Annotated in this window: 14 protein-coding genes; 9 read left to right on the plus strand and 5 right to left on the minus strand. The window is 71.2% G+C overall.

The window, feature by feature from the left end; genetic code table 11:
• The first annotated feature begins 82 nt into the window (after window positions 1-82).
• Both IEY56_RS23365 and IEY56_RS23370 read left to right on the plus strand, forming a co-directional pair.
• Window positions 83-2,134, plus strand: a complete 2,052-nt coding sequence (locus IEY56_RS23365) for a hypothetical protein (protein ID WP_189039245.1) — start codon at window positions 83-85, stop codon at window positions 2,132-2,134.
• Entirely contained in the window at window positions 2,124-3,479 is a 1,356-nt protein-coding gene (locus IEY56_RS23370; RefSeq protein ID WP_189039246.1) for a hypothetical protein, read from the plus strand. Before IEY56_RS23365 ends, IEY56_RS23370 begins: the two co-directional genes overlap by 11 nt.
• Before the next feature lie 30 nt (window positions 3,480-3,509).
• Here IEY56_RS23370 and IEY56_RS23375 read toward each other — a convergent pair whose 3' ends face one another.
• Window positions 3,510-4,724 carry a class I SAM-dependent methyltransferase gene (locus tag IEY56_RS23375; RefSeq protein WP_189039247.1) on the minus strand — a complete coding sequence of 405 codons (1,215 nt, stop codon included), beginning with the start codon at window positions 4,722-4,724 and terminating at the stop codon, window positions 3,510-3,512.
• A gap of 250 nt (window positions 4,725-4,974) precedes the next feature.
• On the opposite strand from IEY56_RS23375, the gene groES reads away from it, so the two are divergent.
• Both groES and groL read left to right on the plus strand, forming a co-directional pair.
• Window positions 4,975-5,283: a co-chaperone GroES gene (groES, locus tag IEY56_RS23380; RefSeq protein WP_028431119.1), complete on the plus strand. Its 309-nt coding sequence runs from the start codon at window positions 4,975-4,977 to the stop codon at window positions 5,281-5,283.
• Window positions 5,284-5,391: 108 nt separating this feature from the next.
• Complete coding sequence (gene groL / locus IEY56_RS23385) at window positions 5,392-7,017, plus strand: chaperonin GroEL (RefSeq protein WP_189039248.1); 1,626 nt, start codon at window positions 5,392-5,394, stop codon at window positions 7,015-7,017.
• Window positions 7,018-7,140: 123 nt separating this feature from the next.
• Here groL and IEY56_RS23390 read toward each other — a convergent pair whose 3' ends face one another.
• The 3 genes from IEY56_RS23390 to IEY56_RS23400 form a co-directional block, all read right to left on the minus strand.
• Window positions 7,141-7,914, minus strand: coding sequence for an SDR family NAD(P)-dependent oxidoreductase (locus tag IEY56_RS23390; RefSeq protein ID WP_189039249.1), 774 nt, complete (start codon window positions 7,912-7,914; stop codon window positions 7,141-7,143).
• Window positions 7,915-7,934: 20 nt separating this feature from the next.
• Window positions 7,935-8,594 (minus strand): MOSC domain-containing protein, encoded by a 660-nt coding sequence (locus IEY56_RS23395; protein ID WP_189039250.1) that lies wholly within the window; start codon window positions 8,592-8,594, stop codon window positions 7,935-7,937.
• Window positions 8,595-8,866: 272 nt separating this feature from the next.
• Entirely contained in the window at window positions 8,867-9,175 is a 309-nt protein-coding gene (locus tag IEY56_RS23400; protein ID WP_045867074.1) for a WhiB family transcriptional regulator, read from the minus strand.
• 370 nt (window positions 9,176-9,545) lie between these two features.
• Between IEY56_RS23400 and IEY56_RS23405 the strand changes: the two genes are divergently transcribed.
• The 4 genes from IEY56_RS23405 (at window position 9,546) to IEY56_RS23420 (ending at window position 13,793) form a co-directional block, all read left to right on the plus strand.
• Window positions 9,546-10,157: a response regulator transcription factor gene (locus IEY56_RS23405; RefSeq protein ID WP_003948568.1), complete on the plus strand. Its 612-nt coding sequence runs from the start codon at window positions 9,546-9,548 to the stop codon at window positions 10,155-10,157.
• A gap of 273 nt (window positions 10,158-10,430) precedes the next feature.
• On the plus strand, window positions 10,431-11,015 hold the full coding sequence (locus IEY56_RS23410; RefSeq protein WP_045867075.1) for a sigma-70 family RNA polymerase sigma factor: 585 nt from the start codon (window positions 10,431-10,433) through the stop codon (window positions 11,013-11,015).
• 53 nt (window positions 11,016-11,068) lie between these two features.
• Window positions 11,069-12,586, plus strand: a complete 1,518-nt coding sequence (gene guaB / locus IEY56_RS23415; RefSeq protein WP_189039251.1) for an IMP dehydrogenase — start codon at window positions 11,069-11,071, stop codon at window positions 12,584-12,586.
• Window positions 12,587-12,683: 97 nt separating this feature from the next.
• Complete coding sequence (locus IEY56_RS23420) at window positions 12,684-13,793, plus strand: GuaB3 family IMP dehydrogenase-related protein (protein WP_189039252.1); 1,110 nt, start codon at window positions 12,684-12,686, stop codon at window positions 13,791-13,793.
• A 21-nt stretch (window positions 13,794-13,814) separates the two neighbouring features.
• Here IEY56_RS23420 and IEY56_RS23425 read toward each other — a convergent pair whose 3' ends face one another.
• Complete coding sequence (locus IEY56_RS23425; RefSeq protein ID WP_189039253.1) at window positions 13,815-15,089, minus strand: nucleotide sugar dehydrogenase; 1,275 nt, start codon at window positions 15,087-15,089, stop codon at window positions 13,815-13,817.
• Between the two features lie 269 nt (window positions 15,090-15,358).
• Between IEY56_RS23425 and IEY56_RS23430 the strand changes: the two genes are divergently transcribed.
• Complete coding sequence (locus IEY56_RS23430) at window positions 15,359-17,065, plus strand: glycerol-3-phosphate dehydrogenase/oxidase (protein ID WP_189039254.1); 1,707 nt, start codon at window positions 15,359-15,361, stop codon at window positions 17,063-17,065.
• The last annotated feature ends 186 nt before the right edge of the window (window positions 17,066-17,251 follow it).

A 17,251-nucleotide genomic window follows, 5' to 3' on the forward strand; every position in this document is an offset into this window, starting at 1 on the left:
ACGGCGGGACTTCGGGGGGCACGGGGTGGGCGGCGCCGGAAACGACATCGCTGGCAGACATCGGCGATCGCGCCATCCGGCCGTGGGCACGGCCCTGTTGACGCTGCTGCTGACTCTTCTCGCGCTCGCCGCCGCGGTACCGCCGGCTTCGGCCGCACCCCGCGACGACGCCGGTGACGCTCCCGCCGACCGGGCCGTCTACCTGGCCGAACGGCTGCGTGAGAACCCGGTCTACATCTCCGACCAGGTGCCCCGCGTCGCCCCGCTCTCCTCCGCGCCGGACTTCCGCAAGCAGGCCGCCCGCACCGGCGTGCCCACCTACGTCGTGCTCCTGCCGGGCCAGACGGTCCTCTCGGACCGGCAGGAGCTCCTCGCGCAGCTGCACGACCGGCTCGGCCGCGACGGCCTGTACGTCCTGCTGGAGGACGGGTCCGCCGGCCTCAGGGCTGAGACCTACGGTGTCGACGTCCCCGCCGAGCAGGCCGCACGGGCCACGCTGTACGAACTCACCTACGACGCCGGGCCCCTGCAGCAGCTCACCCGCTTCGTCGACGTCCTGAAGGCCGGTGACCGCGAAGCCGCCCGGCGGGCCCGGGCCGCCGCCGAGGACGACAGCGGCAGCGAGCCCGAGCGCCTCCACCCGTCGAGGACCGACCGGGAGGACCAGAGCTTCCTCGCGGGCATCCTGCTCACCGCCGTACCCCTCCTCGTCGCGTCCGCCGGACTGCTGCTGCGGCGGAGCCGTCTCGGGAGGTGGGTGCGGCTGCGGTTCACGCTGCCTGCCGCCGTTCTGGCCTTCTTCGTCCTCCTCGTCGGTCTGCCGATGCACTACGACGACACCCGGTCCTCGGACGATCCGCCGCCTTCCGGCAGGGACCTGACCGCGCGTACCGAGCGGGTCGCCGCGGCGCTCCGCGAGGAGGCGCTGTACGAGGACCCCGAGTCCGCCCGGAGGCTGAGCCCGAAGCAGAAGCGCAGCCTGAGCAGGCGCATCGAGGATCTCCGCGTGCCTGTGCGCGTCGCCGTCGTCCCGCTCACCCTGAACGACGAATCAGGCGGCGACGGCGACTACTTCGCCCGGCAGCTGCACCGCGCGACGGGGGAAGACGCCCTCTACGTCGTGGCCCAGCCCGACGCGATGCGCGTCCACGTCGTCAACTACGGCGCCAGGCTGGACGACGGGCGGCTCTACAGGTACACGGAAAAGATCCGTTACGGCAGCAGTACGGGAGACGACGACCGGCCCGACCTGTACGAGAAGCTGGGCGAACTCGTCGGCCACATCGCCGACGTGCCCTCAGGCCCGCCCGGAAAGCCGTACCTCGAACCCCTGCCTCCTGATGACCCCGTCGAGGAGGACCGCCTGCCGCCCCTGTACTCCGGCGGCGAACTCGGCGGCGGCCTGACCCTCGGCGCCATGGGCGCGGTGGTCCTCGTGGGCTGCGTCAGCGCGGGCTACGCCGTCTTCGGGAGCGTGCGCTCGCACAGGTCCGTGAGCCGGCAGACCCCGCGTACCGCTCTTTCCGGCCCGGGCGCCTCCGGAGCTCGGAACGCCCCCGCCAAGCCCGGTGCGGGATGGCTGCGCAGAACGGCCCGCCGCGAACTCCACACGCTCAACGAGGAGTTCCGCGAGAAGTCCGGCGACGCCTCGCCGGTACACCGGGAGCGCACCTGGAAGTGCCTCGACGCGGCGACGCTCCTGCTCGACCAGGAAGGCGACGGCCGCGTCGACGCGGACGCCGACGCACCGACCCTCGCGACCGCCCTCGTCGCGCTGCGTGCGGGGCAGGCCGCGCTCCGGGCCGGGCTCAGCAAGGCGCGGAAGGAAGAGGCGGCCCGGATCTGCTCGCTCAACCCCCTGCACGGCCCGGCGGCCGGGCGCAGCACCTTCTCGCGCGAGGGCCAGAGCGCGGCCCGCTCGCAGCCCGTGTGCGCGCGCTGCCGCACGTTCCTCTCCGGCCCGGGCGCGGGCGAGTCGGCCGTGAACAGCCGGCTGCTGCGCCTGCGGGCCCGTCGTGGCACGCCGTACGTCCCCTACGACCAGGTGCCGGGGCCGCTGTCCGGCACGGGAGCCTGCGACATCACCACGGACCACCTCGTCGACGACGTCCTGGAGTATCTCGGTGTCCACTGAGCACGCCCGTAAGCCGGCCCGCCGCGTGCTCGGCACGCTCGCGGCCCCCGCCCTCGTACTGGCCGCGCTCGTCGGTCCGGCGGCACCGGCGCACGCAGAGCCCGGCCCCGGCGCGAAGATCGCCGGCGCGCTCCGCGAGTCGCCCGTCTACGTCGATCCCGCCTACGCCGGGGCCGTGCCGCCCAGCCGGCAGCGCAGCCTGGAACGGCAGATCGAGCGCACCGGCCTGCCGCTGCACGTCGTCCTCGTCCCGCTGGTCGAGGGCGACGCGTTCGGCGGCGAGGCGGACCAGCTCGCCGAGGTGGTGCACGCCCGGATGGGGCTCGACGCGGACGAGGAGTGGATCCTCATCACCACCAGCGAGCTGGGCAGCACCTGGCTGAAGGGCCACGAGTGGCCGGACGAGAAGCACCAGGCGCGGGATGCCGCGTCCGCGGTCGGCTTCCAGGACGAGATGGACGGCAAGGGGCTGCCCGCGCACGTCTCCCGCGCCATAGAGATCGTCGACGCGGGTGACGGGCGGAAGCAGTACGAGGAGGCCACCGAGGACCTCGGCAAGGACTCGCCCGTGCCGGGGCAGGAGGGCTCCGGGCCGTCCACGGCGGTGACCGTCGCGGTCGTGTCGGCGGCCGTGCTCGCCATGGCCGCCGGAGCGTTCGTCCTGGTGCGGCGGCGCCGCGGGCCGGCGCCGATCAGTTCGCCCAGCCTGGTCCTCGCGGCGGCGCGTTCCTCGGACGAACGTGCGCTGCGCCGCCGTGCGCAGGAGCAACTCGTGGCGTTCGGCGAGGAGTTGAGCGGTTTCGAAGCCGGAGGAAGCCCGGGAGCCGACTCTGCGGAGGAGCTGCAGCACGCCCTGGACGCGTACGCCGCGGCGGGCACCGTGCTCGACTCCGCCCGGGGCCTGACGGATCTCGCGGGCGTGCTCGCCCTCGTGACGGAGGGGAAGGAGAGCCTCCGCGCGGTGCGGGAGCCCGCGGCACGGCCGCCCCGGAAGGCGCTCACCTTCCGCAAGCAGAGCAAGCAGCGCAGGCAGCAGCCCCGGCCGACCCTGCCGGTCTGCTTCTTCCACCCGCTGCACGGCCGCGCCGACCGGCGCATCCGCTGGCGTCCCCTCGGGCGCCGCGAGGTGCTGCGCATCGCCGCCTGCCGGGACTGCGCGAACGCCGTGCACGAGCACCGCGCCCCGGAGGTGCTCAAGGACCGTCACGGCGGACGCGAGGTGCCGTACTTCGAGGTCCCGGCCGACGAGAGCCTCTGGGCCGCCACGGGCTATGGATCACTCGGCGAGGAGACCCTGACCGAACGCGTCATCCGTGGCGACTTCTCGCGTCTGGCGGGCGGTTAGGACCCCGCGCCACCGCGCGCCCGCTTGCCGCTACGCCGTCTCGTCCCGCCCGCCGAGCGGATGCCCCAGCAGCACCGACGGCGCCCCGGCCACGCGGGTGAGGAAGACGGTGCACGACGCCGTCCCCCGCAGGCGCAGCTTCTTGCGCAGCTCGGCGGGGTCCACCGCCGAGCCACGCTTCTTGACGGCGACCACGCCCACGCCCCGCTCGCGCAGCACCGCCCGCAGCCGCTTCAGGTTGAACGGCAGCACGTCGGTGATCTCGTAGCCGGTGGCGTACGGCGTGCTGCGCGCCTCGTCGCCCGTCACGTACGCGATGGTCGGGTCGATGAGCCTGCCGTCCAGCTCCTCGGCGACCTCCGCGACGAGATGGGCGCGGATGACGGCTCCGTCGGGCTCGTACAGGTACCTGCCCACCGGGCCCGCGGGCGGGTCCGGCAGGCCGCGGGCGACGAGCGTGTGCGGGCCGGGCAGCAGGGTCGCCCGTACGGGTGATTCGGCTCCGGCGCCGGCGGCCTCCCCGAACCACAGCACCGCTTCCTTCACGTCCCCGGCGTCCGAGATCCACTCCGCCGCGGCGCCTGCGGGCACCGCCTCGTGCGGGATGCCCGGTGCCACCTTCAGCGCGGCGCGCGAGACGCGCCCGGCCACCTCCACCGCCCACGACAGCGGCGGCGAGTACGCCTCCGGGTCGAAGATGCGGCCGCGCCCGCCGCGGCGGGCCGGATCGGCGAACACGGCGTCCAGGCCCGAGACGTCGGCGTCGCCGACGTCCTGGCAGCGGACCTCGATGCGGTCGCCGAGTCCGAGCGCGGCGGCGTTGGCCCGCGCGACGTCACACGTGAGCGGGTCGCGGTCGACGGCGACCACCCGCGCCCCCGCGCGTGCGAAGGCGATCGCGTCGCCCCCGATCCCGCAGCACAGATCGGCCAGTTCGCGCCCGCCGGCGGCGTCCGCCCCGGCCAGGAACCTGCGGGCCCGGTAGCCGGCGACGCTCGACCGCGTCGACTGCTCCAGTCCGTCGGGGGTGAAGTACATGCGTGCGGCGTCCTCCGCGCCGAACTTCGCCACCGCCCGCTGCCGCAGCCGCGCCTGTGCGAGCGCGGCCGAGACGAGTTCCGGCGGGTGGCCGCGCCGCAGCCGGGTCGCGACGGCCAGTTCGTCCTCCGGCCGGTAGTCCTCCAACGACGCGAGCAGCGCCTGTCCTTCGTCGCCCTGCAGCGCGGCGAACGCCTCCCGATCCACCCGTTCATTCTCCCTCCCCGCCGCCCTTCCGCGGTCGGCGGGGAGGGCCTCGCCGCGCCACGCGGATCGCGGGCACCTGGCACTCTGGTTGACGGAGTGCTAACCGCGGCATAATGTCGGCGTTGGCACTCTCCCTCGGTGAGTGCCAGCTATGAGCGACGGGAAGATCCGGCACCCGCGACGACGGATCGACCGACTCGCCACCCCAGACATAAGACCCCGTGATGAGATCTCCGAAGGGGGAGGTCGGATCGTGACGACCGCCAGCAAGGTTGCCATCAAGCCGCTTGAGGACCGCATTGTGGTCCAGCCGCTCGACGCTGAAGAGACCACGGCCTCGGGCCTGGTCATTCCGGACACCGCCAAGGAGAAGCCCCAGGAGGGCACGGTCCTGGCTGTCGGCCCGGGCCGCTTCGAGAATGGCGACCGCCTGCCGCTCGACGTGAACGTCGGCGACATCGTGCTCTACAGCAAGTACGGCGGCACTGAGGTGAAGTACAGCGGCGAGGAGTACCTCGTCCTCTCGGCTCGCGACGTTCTCGCGATCGTCGAGAAGTAAGTCACCGAAGCCGGAAGACACTTCTGATCCGCGCCCCGGTCCCTCCCGCATCACGAGATGTACCGGGGGTCCGGGGCGCGGTTCGTTCGAGAGGACTCAACAGCTCCCATGGCGAAGATTCTTAAGTTCGACGAGGACGCCCGCCGCGCCCTCGAGCGGGGCGTGAACGCACTCGCCGACACCGTGAAGGTCACCATCGGCCCCAAGGGCCGCAACGTCGTCATCGACAAGAAGTTCGGCGCCCCGACCATCACCAACGACGGCGTCACCATCGCCCGTGAGGTCGAGGTCGAGGACGGCTACGAGAACCTCGGCGCGCAGCTGGTGAAGGAGGTGGCGACCAAGACCAACGACATCGCGGGTGACGGCACCACCACCGCCACCGTGCTCGCCCAGGCCCTGGTCCGCGAGGGCCTGCGCAACGTGGCCGCCGGCGCCTCCCCCGCCGCCCTGAAGAAGGGCATCGACGCCGCGGTCAAGGCCGTCTCCGACGACCTGGTCGCCAACGCGCGCCCGATCGACTCCAAGGAGGACATCGCCTCCGTCGCGGCCCTGTCCGCCCAGGACAAGCAGGTCGGCGAGCTGATCGCCGAGGCGATGGACAAGGTCGGCAAGGACGGCGTCATCACCGTCGAGGAGTCCCAGACCTTCGGCCTGGAGCTCGACTTCACCGAGGGCATGGCCTTCGACAAGGGCTACCTCTCGCCGTACATGGTGAGCGACCAGGAGCGTATGGAGGCCGTCCTCGACGACCCGTACATCCTGATCCACCAGGGCAAGATCAGCTCCATCCAGGACCTGCTGCCGCTGCTGGAGAAGATCATGCAGGCCGGCAGCTCGAAGCCGCTGCTGATCATCGCCGAGGACGTCGAGGGCGAGGCGCTCTCCACCCTCGTCGTGAACAAGATCCGCGGCACCTTCAACGCCGTCGCCGTCAAGGCGCCCGGCTTCGGTGACCGCCGCAAGGCGATGCTCGGCGACATGGCGACCCTCACCGGCGCCACCGTGATCGCCGAGGAGGTCGGCCTCAAGCTCGACCAGGCCGGTCTCGACGTGCTCGGCTCGGCCCGCCGCGTCACCGTCACCAAGGACGACACGACGATCGTCGACGGTGCCGGCAAGAGCGAGGACGTCCAGGGCCGCGTCGCTCAGATCAAGAGCGAGATCGAGGCCACGGACTCGGACTGGGACCGCGAGAAGCTGCAGGAGCGTCTGGCCAAGCTGGCCGGCGGCGTCTGCGTCATCCGCGTCGGTGCCGCCACCGAGGTCGAGCTCAAGGAGAAGAAGCACCGTCTGGAGGACGCCATCTCCGCGACCCGCGCCGCGGTCGAGGAGGGCATCGTCGCAGGTGGTGGCGCCAGCCTCGTGCACTCCGCCAAGGTGCTGGAGGGCTCGCTCGGCAAGGCTGACGACGAGGCCACCGGTGTCGCCGTCGTGCGCCGCGCCGTCGTCGAGCCGCTGCGCTGGATCGCGGAGAACGCGGGCCTCGAGGGTTACGTCATCACCTCGAAGGTCTCCGACCTCGACCGCAACCAGGGCTTCAACGCGGCGACCGGCGAGTACGGCGACCTGATCAAGGCCGGCGTCATCGACCCGGTCAAGGTCACCCGCTCCGCGCTGGAGAACGCCGCCTCGATCGCCTCGCTGCTGCTGACCACGGAGACGCTGGTCATCGAGAAGCCGGCCGAGGAAGAGGAGTCCGCGGGCGGCCACGGCCACGGTCACGCGCACTGACGTCCGTCCGCGCCCCGCTCCCTCAGGGAGCCGAGAGGCCCGGCACTCCGCGAGAGCGGGGCGCCGGGCCTCTTCGCGTGAGCCCGGGGCGGGCGCTGATGCCGCGCGCCCCGGGCGCTCTGCTCAGCGCGGTGCGTAGCGGCGGCCCGTGCTGGAGGAGGCGCGGGCGAGCACGCTGCGGGGCAGCAGGTTGGCCGCCCCCATCAGCGCCTTGTACCTGACGCCGGGGATGGAGAGGGTGCGGCCGCGGGCCAGATCCTTGACCGCCGCGCCGGCCACCTTGTCGGCGTCCAGCCACATCCACCCGGGGACGCTGCCGGCGTCCATGCCGGCCCGCTTGTGGAACTCCGTACGCACGAAGCCGGGGCACAGCGCCATCAGCCGCACGCCCGAACCGGCCAGGTCCTTCGCCACGCCCTGCGTGAACTGCACCACCCACGCCTTGCTCGCCCCGTACGTCCCGCGCGGTACGAAGGCCGCGAGCGAGGCGACGTTCACCACGCCGCCCCGGCCCCTGTCGCGCATGCTCCCCGCAGCCGCCGAGGTCAGCCGCAGCACCGCCTCGCAGTGCACCTTCAGCATCGTCAGCTCGTCCTCGACGGGGACCTTCAGAAAGGTGTCCCTGTTGGCGAACCCCGCGTTGTTGACGAGGAGATCGACGGGGCGGGCCTGGTCGGTGAGGCGCTCCTCGACGGTGGAGATGCCCTCCTCCGTCGAGAGGTCGGCGACCGTCACCGACGCGTTCACGCCGTACCGGTCGTGCATCGCGGCGGCCTGCTCGCGCAGCCGTTCCTCGTCGCGCGCGACCAGCACGAGATCGTGGCCGTCGCGGGCGAGACGCCGGGCGAACGCGGCGCCGAGCCCGGCCGTCGCCCCAGTGATCAACGCAGTCGTCATGCGGGCACGGTAGCCCCCGCTCAGCGCGCCGTTCGCCGCAGGGCCGTCTCCCGGGCCTCGGGGTGGAGCGCGTCGCCGGCCGCCAGGAGCCGGGGCAGCAGCTCCGGCTCAAGGGTGAGCGCGCGGAAGAGGAACGCCACCGTCACCTCGTGGTCGGGTCGGTGCTCGATGCGGATCTCGTCGCCCGCGCCGATCCACCCGGGTTCGATCACGCGCAGGTACGCCCCCGGCGCGGCCCTCTCCGTGAAGCGCTTCACCCAGCCGCGCTCGCCGAGCCAGCTCGCGAACGTATGGCACGGGATGCGCGCCGCGTTCACCTCCACCACGACGTCGGGACCGATGCGCCAGCGCTCGCCGATGAGGGCTCCGTTGACGTCGACGCCGCGCGTGGTGAGGTTCTCGCCGAAGAAGCCGTCGGTGAACTCGCGGCCCAGTTCGGCTCCCCACCCGTCCAGGTCTTCGCGTGCGAAGGCGTAGAGGGCCTGGTCGCTGCCGCCGTGGTGACGGTGGTCGCCGATGGTGTCCCCCGCGAGCGCGCTGCCTCCGACGCCCTTGGGACCCGGCGCGCTGACGTGGACCCGCCCGTCCACGGGGCGCTTGTCGATCCCGGTGACGCCTTCCGGAGCATCGGTGTACGGGACCGGGTACGGCTTTGCGACGTTGACCGACAGAAGCTCCATGGCACTCACGCTACGGGGCCGCCGGCACCGCGCACGAGAGGACCCGGGCCGACGGCCCGATTCGCACCGGGCTCGGCCCTCTGCTGCATTCGAGGGATCGCATGCGAAGGATGGAACGAGACGCCGGCGGGACGGCGGAAGCGGCGGCAGAGAGGGAGGCGGTCCGGGGGGAGCGGAGTGTGCGACGGGACGGCTGCGGAGCGCCTGTGGCGGCGGCGGTGTCGTACAGGGGTCCAGGTGCAAACGTTTCTTCTCGGGTCGGCCGCTGGACGTCAGCTCCTGTCGGGCACGGCTACGAGCCGGCTGCGGGCCCGGCCCATCAGCTCCTCGCGCTCGTCCTCGGTCAGCCCTCCCCACACGCCGTACGGCTCGCGCACCGCCAGGGCGTGAGCGGCGCACTCCGAACGGACGGGGCACCGCATGCAGACCTCCTTCGCGGAAGCCTCACGCGCGCTGCGGGCTGCACCCCGCTCTCCCTCCGGGTGGAAGAAGAGCGAACTGTCGACGCCGCGGCACGCGGCCAGGAGCTGCCAGTCCCACAGGTCGGCGTTGGGGCCGGGGAGGCGGGAGAAGTCTGCCATTGCGCTTCCTCTCGACGGCTAGTGAGGCTCGCTCCATCCATTCATAGACAAATATGACTCATTGCGAACCTAGCCGAAAGAAAGCGAGAAGCAGATCTAAGTAGTGCTAAATAGGTCAAAAGGTAAAAGACGCCACTCGGGGAAACCCCTCAGTGCGATGCGGGTGAACTGTGTACGACTGATCACGTAGAGTGCTGATGGCGGTGGCCGAAGCCCGTAACTCTTTTGGGTGACCGTCGTTGAGTGAGCGGAGAGGCGGTTGGCGAAGTCGGACTCAGGTACTGATGTCCGTGGAGCGCCGACCGCACAGGTGACGATTCGTAACAGCCTGGAGGCTCAAGGTGACGCGCATCAGCTGCGGAGGGCGTTCATGACATCCGTCCTCGTCTGTGACGATTCCCCGCTTGCCCGGGAGGCGCTCCGCCGCGCGGTCGCGACCGTGCCCGGCGTCGAGCGTGTGACGACGGCGGCCAACGGCGAGGAAGTCCTCCGTCGCTGGGGCGCCGACCGGTCCGACCTCATCCTCATGGACGTGCGCATGCCCGGCCTTGGCGGAGTCGAGACCGTCCGGCGGCTGCTGTCCGCCGACCCCGGTGCCCGCATCATCATGCTGACCGTGGCCGAGGACCTCGACGGGGTGGCGCTCGCGGTGGCGGCGGGCGCCCGCGGATACCTGCACAAGGACGCCTCGCGCGCCGAGTTGAGGGCCACGGTCACGCAGGCCCTGGCGGACCCGACCTGGCGACTGGCGCCGCGGCGGCTGCGCTCGGCCGAGATGGGCGCCGCCCCGACACTCACAGCGCGTGAGATCCAGGTGCTGGAAGGCATGAGCCACGGACGCTCCAACGCCGAGATCGGCCGTGAGCTGTTCCTCTCGGAGGACACCGTCAAGACACACGCCCGCCGGCTCTTCAAGAAGCTCGGTGCCTCGGACCGCGCTCACGCGGTGGCCCTCGGGTTCCGATGGGGACTCGTTCGATAACTCACGTTCGCCAACTGCCCGCCCGTCCCCGCCTGGGAGAACTCCGCGACACCCGAGTCATGGGCCGCCCTCAGGGGGAGGGCGGGGCGGCGTAAGCGGTTCGGTAATCTCGCGAGTGCCGCATGCTTGGAGTATGGAGTTCCTCGGGACCGGCGGGTCAGGCGTGAGGGGAGGGCGCGGGAGATGAGGGCCACTGCCCCTGCTCATAACGCTTCGGTGCACAACTACGGACGCGGTACGACTGAATCTGTGGCGCCAGTGCACCATGGACCGATGCGCGACGACGGGCACGACGACACCGCAGTCGTGAGTGCACTCGTACGGCGTGCGGCCGAAGGTGACGAGCAGGCCACGCACGACCTCCTCGCCCGGGTGCATCCACTCGCCCTGCGGTACTGCCGGAGGCGGCTGACCAGGCTTCCGGGTGACGCTCGCCACTTCGTGGACGACCTCGCACAGGAGGTCTGCATCGCCGTGCTCTGCGCCCTGCCGCGCTACCGCGACACAGGCAAGCCCTTCGAGGCCTTCGTCGTCGCCATCGCCCAGCACAAGGTCGCCGACCTTCAGCGCGCGGCGATGCGCGGTCCGGGCAGCACGGCGGTGCCCTCGGACGAGATGCCCGAGCAGCCCGACGACTCACTGGGTCCCGAGGAGCGCGCCCTGCTGAGCAGCGACGCCGCCTGGGCCAAGAAGCTGCTCGCCAACCTGCCCCAGCACCAGCGCGAACTGGTGCTGCTCCGGGTGGCCGTCGGCCTCACCGCGGAGGAGACCGGGGAGATGCTCGGGATGTCGCCGGGCGCCGTCCGCGTCGCGCAGCACAGGGCCCTGAGCAGGCTGAGGGCTCTGGCAGAGCAGTAGTCCCGGGCCGTTTAGCATGGACGTTCAGCCTGGGCAAGCATGGGAAAGGTGTCATGACAGCGAACGACGGAGTCGGAGCCGAGGCCGGAGTGCCTGCCAAATTCGCGATGCTCGGGCTGACCTACGACGACGTGCTGCTGCTGCCGGGCGAGTCCGACATGGCTCCCGGTGAGATCGATACCGCCTCGTACGTCTCGCGCAACGTCAAGGTGAACGTGCCGCTGCTCTCGGCGGCGATGGACAAGGTGACCGAGGCGCGGATGGCCATCGCCATGGCCCGGCAGGGCGGCGTCGGCGTCCTCCACCGCAACCTTTCCGTGGAGGACCAGGCCGCGCAGGTGGACCGGGTCAAGCGCTCCGAGTCCGGCATGGTCACCGACCCGATCACGATCCGTCCGGACGCGACGCTGGGCGACGCGGACGTGCTGTGCGGCCGCTTCCGCATCAGCGGCGTGCCGGTGACGGACGCGGCGGGGAAGCTGCTCGGCATCGTCACCAACCGCGACATGGCTTTCGAGGCCGACCGCGAGCGCCAGGTGCGCGAGGTCATGACGCCGATGCCGCTGGTCACGGGCAGGGTCGGCATCTCCCGCAACGAGGCGATGGAGCTGCTGCGCAGGCACAAGATCGAGAAGCTGCCGCTCGTCGACGACGGCGGTGTGCTCAAGGGCCTCATCACCGTCAAGGACTTCGTGAAGGCCGAGCAGTATCCGCAGGCAGCCAAGGACGGTGAGGGCAGGCTCGTCGTCGGTGCGGCGGTGGGCGTCGCCGGTGACGCGTACGAGCGGGCGCAGGCGCTCGTCGAGGCGGGCGTGGACTTCGTCGTCGTCGACACGGCTCACGGTCATTCGAGGCTCGTCGGCGACATGGTCGCCAAGATCAAGTCGAACTCGTCGGTCGACGTCGTCGGCGGCAACGTCGCCACCCGGGAAGGCGCGCAGACGCTCATCGACGCGGGGGTCGACGGGATCAAGGTCGGCGTCGGGCCCGGTTCGATCTGCACGACGCGCGTCGTGGCCGGCATCGGCGTTCCGCAGGTCACGGCGATCTACGAGGCGTCCCTCGCGGCGAAGGAGGCCGGCGTCCCCGTCATCGGCGACGGCGGCCTGCAGTACAGCGGCGACATCGCCAAGGCCCTGGTGGCCGGCGCCGACACCGTGATGCTCGGTTCCCTGCTGGCGGGCTGCGAAGAGTCCCCGGGCGAGCTGCTGTTCATCAACGGCAAGCAGTTCAAGTCCTACCGGGGCATGGGGTCGCTGGGCGCCATGCAGTCGCGGGGCGAGACCAAGTCGTACTCCAAGGACCGCTACTTCCAGGAGGAAGTCAGCGGGGACGACAAGCTCATCCCCGAGGGCGTCGAGGGGCAGGTCCCCTACCGTGGTCCGCTGGGAGCGGTCGTGCACCAACTGGTCGGCGGGCTCAAGCAGTCGATGTTCTACGTGGGCGGACGCAGCGTCCCGGAACTCAAGGCGCGCGGGCAGTTCGTACGCATCACCTCGGCGGGTCTGAAGGAGAGCCACCCGCACGACGTGCAGATGACGACCGAGGCGCCGAACTACTCACGGCGCTGAGCCCCGCCCCTCCCGGCCGGTGCCGCGCGCCGGTCGGTGATACTGGGACGGCAGACCGGAGCGCGAACCGGAGCACAGGGCGAGAAGGGCTTCACAGGTGACTGAGATCGAGATCGGGCGCGGCAAGCGCGGACGGCGGGCGTACGCCTTCGACGACATCGCCGTGGTGCCGAGCCGCCGCACGCGCGACCCGAAGGAGGTCTCGATCGCCTGGCAGATCGACGCCTACCGCTTCGAACTGCCTTTCCTGGCAGCCCCGATGGACTCGGTCGTCTCACCCGCCACCGCGATCCGCATCGGCGAGCTCGGCGGCCTCGGCGTCCTCAACCTCGAAGGCCTGTGGACCCGTTACGAGGACCCGGAGCCGCTGCTCGAGGAGATCGCGGAGCTGGACGAGCGCACGGCGAACCGCAGGATGCAGGAGATCTACGCGGAGCCGGTCAAGGAAGAGCTGATCGGAGAGCGGATCAGGGAGGTCCGTGCGGCGGGTGTGGTCACGGCCGCGGCGCTCTCCCCGCAGCGAACCGCCCAGTTCTCGAAGGCCGTTGTCGACGCCGGCGTGGACATCTTCGTCATCCGCGGCACGACCGTCTCCGCGGAGCACGTCTCCTCCGCGGCGGAGCCTCTCAACCTCAAGCAGTTCATCTACGAGCTCGACGTGCCCGTCATCGTCGGCGGCTGCGCCACCTACACGGCGGCGCTGCACCTGATGCGCACGGGCGCGGCGGGCGTGCTCGTCGGCTTCGGCGGCGGTGCCGCGCACACCACGCGGAACGTGCTCGGCATCCAGGTGCCGATGGCGACGGCCGTGGCGGACGTCGCGGCCGCCCGCCGTGACTACCTGGACGAGTCGGGCGGCCGGTACGTCCACGTCATCGCGGACGGCGGCGTCGGCTGGTCCGGGGACCTGCCCAAGGCGGTGGCCTGCGGCTCGGACGCCGTGATGATCGGCTCGCCGCTGGCACGGGCGACCGACGCCCCCGGGCACGGTCACCACTGGGGCATGGAGGCGGTGCACGAGGACGTGCCGCGTGGGAAGCGCATGAACCTCGGCGCGGTCGGCACGACGGAGGAGATCCTGCTCGGGCCGTCGCACACCCCGGACGGGTCGATGAACTTCTTCGGTGCGCTGCGGCGCGCGATGGCGACGACGGGCTACTCGGAGCTGAAGGAGTTCCAGCGCGTCGAGGTCACCGTCACGCGCTGAGGGCCGCCTGCCGTCCGGCGTTCACAGCCGGTGCGCCGCACCCGTGGGGCTCGCGCCTCTTGTGTCGAACAGCAGTTGGGCTTTCGAGGCCAGCCCCTGCAGGTCGTACGTGGTGTGGTGCTGGAGCAGCACCGTCAGGTCGGCCTGCGCCGCCGTCTCGTACAGCGAATCCGCGCGGGGCACCGGCTGGTCCGCGACCTGCCACTGCATGACGTACGGATCGTGGTAACTCACCTGTGCGCCGAGCTGCTTGAGCAGGAGAGCGACCTCCCGGGCGGGCGCGCCCTCCTGGTCGGGCAGGTCGGGCTTGTACGTGACGCCGAGCAGCAGTACGCGGGCGCCGCGCGCCGACTTTCCGTGTTCGTTGAGCAGCGCGGCGGCCCGCTGGCTGACGTAGCGCGGCATGCGGGCGTTGACCTCCTGCGCGAGTTCGACCATGCGCAGCGGATAACCGAGTGAACGGCTCCGGTAGGCAAGGTAGTTGGGGTCGATCGAGACGCTGTGGCCGCCGACGCCCGGGCCGGGGCGGAACGCCTGGAAGCCGAACGGCTTGGTCTCCGCGCACCTGATGACGTCCCACAGGTCGACGCCGATGTCGTGGCAGAAGACCGCCATCTCGTTGACGAGGGCGATGTTGACCTGGCGGAAGTTGGTCTCCAGCAACTGCGCCGCCTCCGCCTCGCGGGGACCCCGGGCGCGTACGACCTTGTCGGCGAGGCGTCCGTAGAAGGCGGCTGCCGCTTCCGTACAGGCCGGGGTGAGACCGCCGATGACCTTCGGGGTGTTGGCGTACCCGTAGTGGCGGCTGCCCGGGTCGGTGCGGGAGGGGGAGTAGGCGAGATGGAAATCACGTCCCGCCTGCAGGCCCGAGCCCTCTTCGAGCAGCGGGCGGAGGATTTCCTCCGTACTGCCCGGGTACACCGCCGACTCGAGCACCACCGTCGTGCGGCGACGCAACCGGGAGGCGAGCGTGTGAGCGGCAGTACGCACGGCCGACAGATTCAGCGCGCGGTCGGGGCCCAGCGACGTGGGCACGCAGATCAGCGCGGTGCGGACGCGGCTGAGGACCGCGGGGTCCGTCGTGGCGCGGAAGCCGCGCGCGATCATGCGGCGCAGGTCGGCGGCGGTCAGGGTGCCGTCCGCGGGGGGACGGGCCGCGTTGAGGTCGGCGACCGTGCGCTCGTCCGGGTCGTAGCCGAGAGTGGCGACGCCTGCGGCGACGGCGGCCTGTGCCACGGGAAGACCCGAATGGCCCAGTCCGAGGACGGCGAGATCTGCGGGTTTCGCGGCAGACATCCTCTCCCTTGCTCCCCTCGCTCCATTGCTCCGGCCTCGTGGGCGGCCTTCCGAGGAAGGCCCCGGAGATGGCTGTAGGCGGCGCCTGCGGGCACTGCGCGGCGCTATAGCAAGTTAATCGGCAATATGACGGATATCTGGGATTACCCGCTGAGGGATGCGGCGCGGCACCGCCGAAGTCATGGAGTTGGAGGACCATCGACATGGGAACACTGCCTACGTTCTGACATCACCACGGACGGGCGACGCACGACCCACAGGAGGCAGCGGTGAGGACGGCGACACTGGGACCGGAACAGCGCGCGCAAGCGCTGGCACAGATGTCTGAACGCGAGCTGGACGTGCTCGTCATCGGAGGCGGCATCGTCGGGGCGGGGACGGCGCTGGACGCCGTCACGCGTGGCCTGTCCACGGGCATCGTCGAGGCGAACGACTGGGCGTCCGGCACGTCGAGCCGCTCCAGCAAGCTGATCCACGGCGGTCTGCGCTATCTGGAGATGCTGGACTTCGCCCTCGTGCGCGAGGCGCTGAAGGAGCGCGGGCTGCTGCTGCAGCGCATCGCGCCGCATCTGGTGAAGCCCGTTCCGTTCCTCTACCCGCTGCAGCACAAGGGCTGGGAGCGCCTCTACGCCGGTGCGGGCGTGGCCATGTACGACGCGATGTCCGTCTCCTCCGGGCACGGGCGCGGGCTGCCCACGCACCGGCACCTCTCGCGCCGGCACGCGCTGCGGGTGGCGCCCGCGCTGCGCAAGGACGCACTCGTCGGCGCCCTGCAGTACTACGACGCGCAGGTCGACGACGCGCGCTACGTCGCGACAGTCGTACGCACGGCCGCCGCCTACGGGGCGCACACCGCGAACCGCGCGCGCGTCATCGGCTTCCTGCGCGAAGGTGAACGCGTCGTCGGCGCGCGGATCGAGGATCTGGAACAGGGCGGCGAGTACGAGGTGCGGGCCCGTCAGATCGTCAACTCCACAGGCGTGTGGACAGACGACACGCAGAGCCTGATCGCCGAGCGCGGGATGTTCCACGTGCGTGCGTCCAAGGGCATCCACCTCGTCGTACCGAAGGACCGCATCCACTCGCAGAGCGGGCTGATTCTGCGCACCGAGAAGAGCGTCCTTTTCGTCATCCCGTGGGGCCGGCACTGGATCATCGGCACCACCGACACCGGCTGGGACCTCGACAAGCGGCACCCCGCGGCCTCCAGCGCCGACATCGACTACCTGCTCGACCACGTCAACTCGGTGCTGGCGGTGCCCCTCGGGCGCAACGACGTCGAGGGTGTGTACGCGGGGCTGCGTCCGCTCCTGGCCGGCGAGTCGGAGGCGACGAGCAAGCTCTCGCGGGAGCACACCGTCGCCCACCCGGTGCCGGGCATGGTGGTCGTCGCCGGCGGCAAGTACACGACGTACCGGGTCATGGCCAAGGACGCCGTGGACGAAGCCGTGCACGGTCTGGACCACCGGGTCGCGGACTGCGTGACCGAAGAGGTGCCGCTCGTCGGCGCGGAGGGCTACCACGCGCTCTGGAACGCGCGTGCACGCCTCGCCTCACGAACGGGGCTGCACGTGGCACGGGTCGAGCACCTTCTGAACCGCTACGGCGCGCTGACGGAGGAGCTGCTCGCGCTCATCGCGGACGACCCCAAGCTCGGCGAACCGCTGCCGGCTGCCGACGACTACCTCAAGGCGGAGATCGTCTACGCCTGCTCGCACGAGGGCGCACGGCACATCGACGACGTGCTGACCCGTCGCACCAGGATCTCCATCGAGACGTTCGACAGGGGAACGCGCAGCGCGCGCGAGTGCGCCGAGCTGATGGCGGGCGTCCTCGGCTGGGACGCCGACCAGGTCGACCGCGAGGTGGAGTACTACGAGAAGCGCGTCGAGGCCGAGCGCGAATCCCAGCGCCAGCCGGACGACTTGACGGCGGACGCGGCCCGGCTCGGAGCACCGGACATCGCACCGGTGTGAGGGGCGGGGCGGGCACGCTCGGCGGGGGCAGGGCCGGAGGGCTCTGCCCCCGCCGCCTTGTGTGTGACGCGGGGCTAGGCTCCCGGCGTGTGAAGCCTGGACGGTCCTAAGAGCTCGTCTCATTTGGTCGGCAGTCGGTAGCCTGGGGTCGTGGGGATCGTGGAGCGCTTGGTGCCGGATGAATTG

The sequence above is a fragment of the Streptomyces daqingensis genome (assembly GCF_014645895.1).
GTDB lineage: Bacteria > Actinomycetota > Actinomycetes > Streptomycetales > Streptomycetaceae > Streptomyces > Streptomyces daqingensis.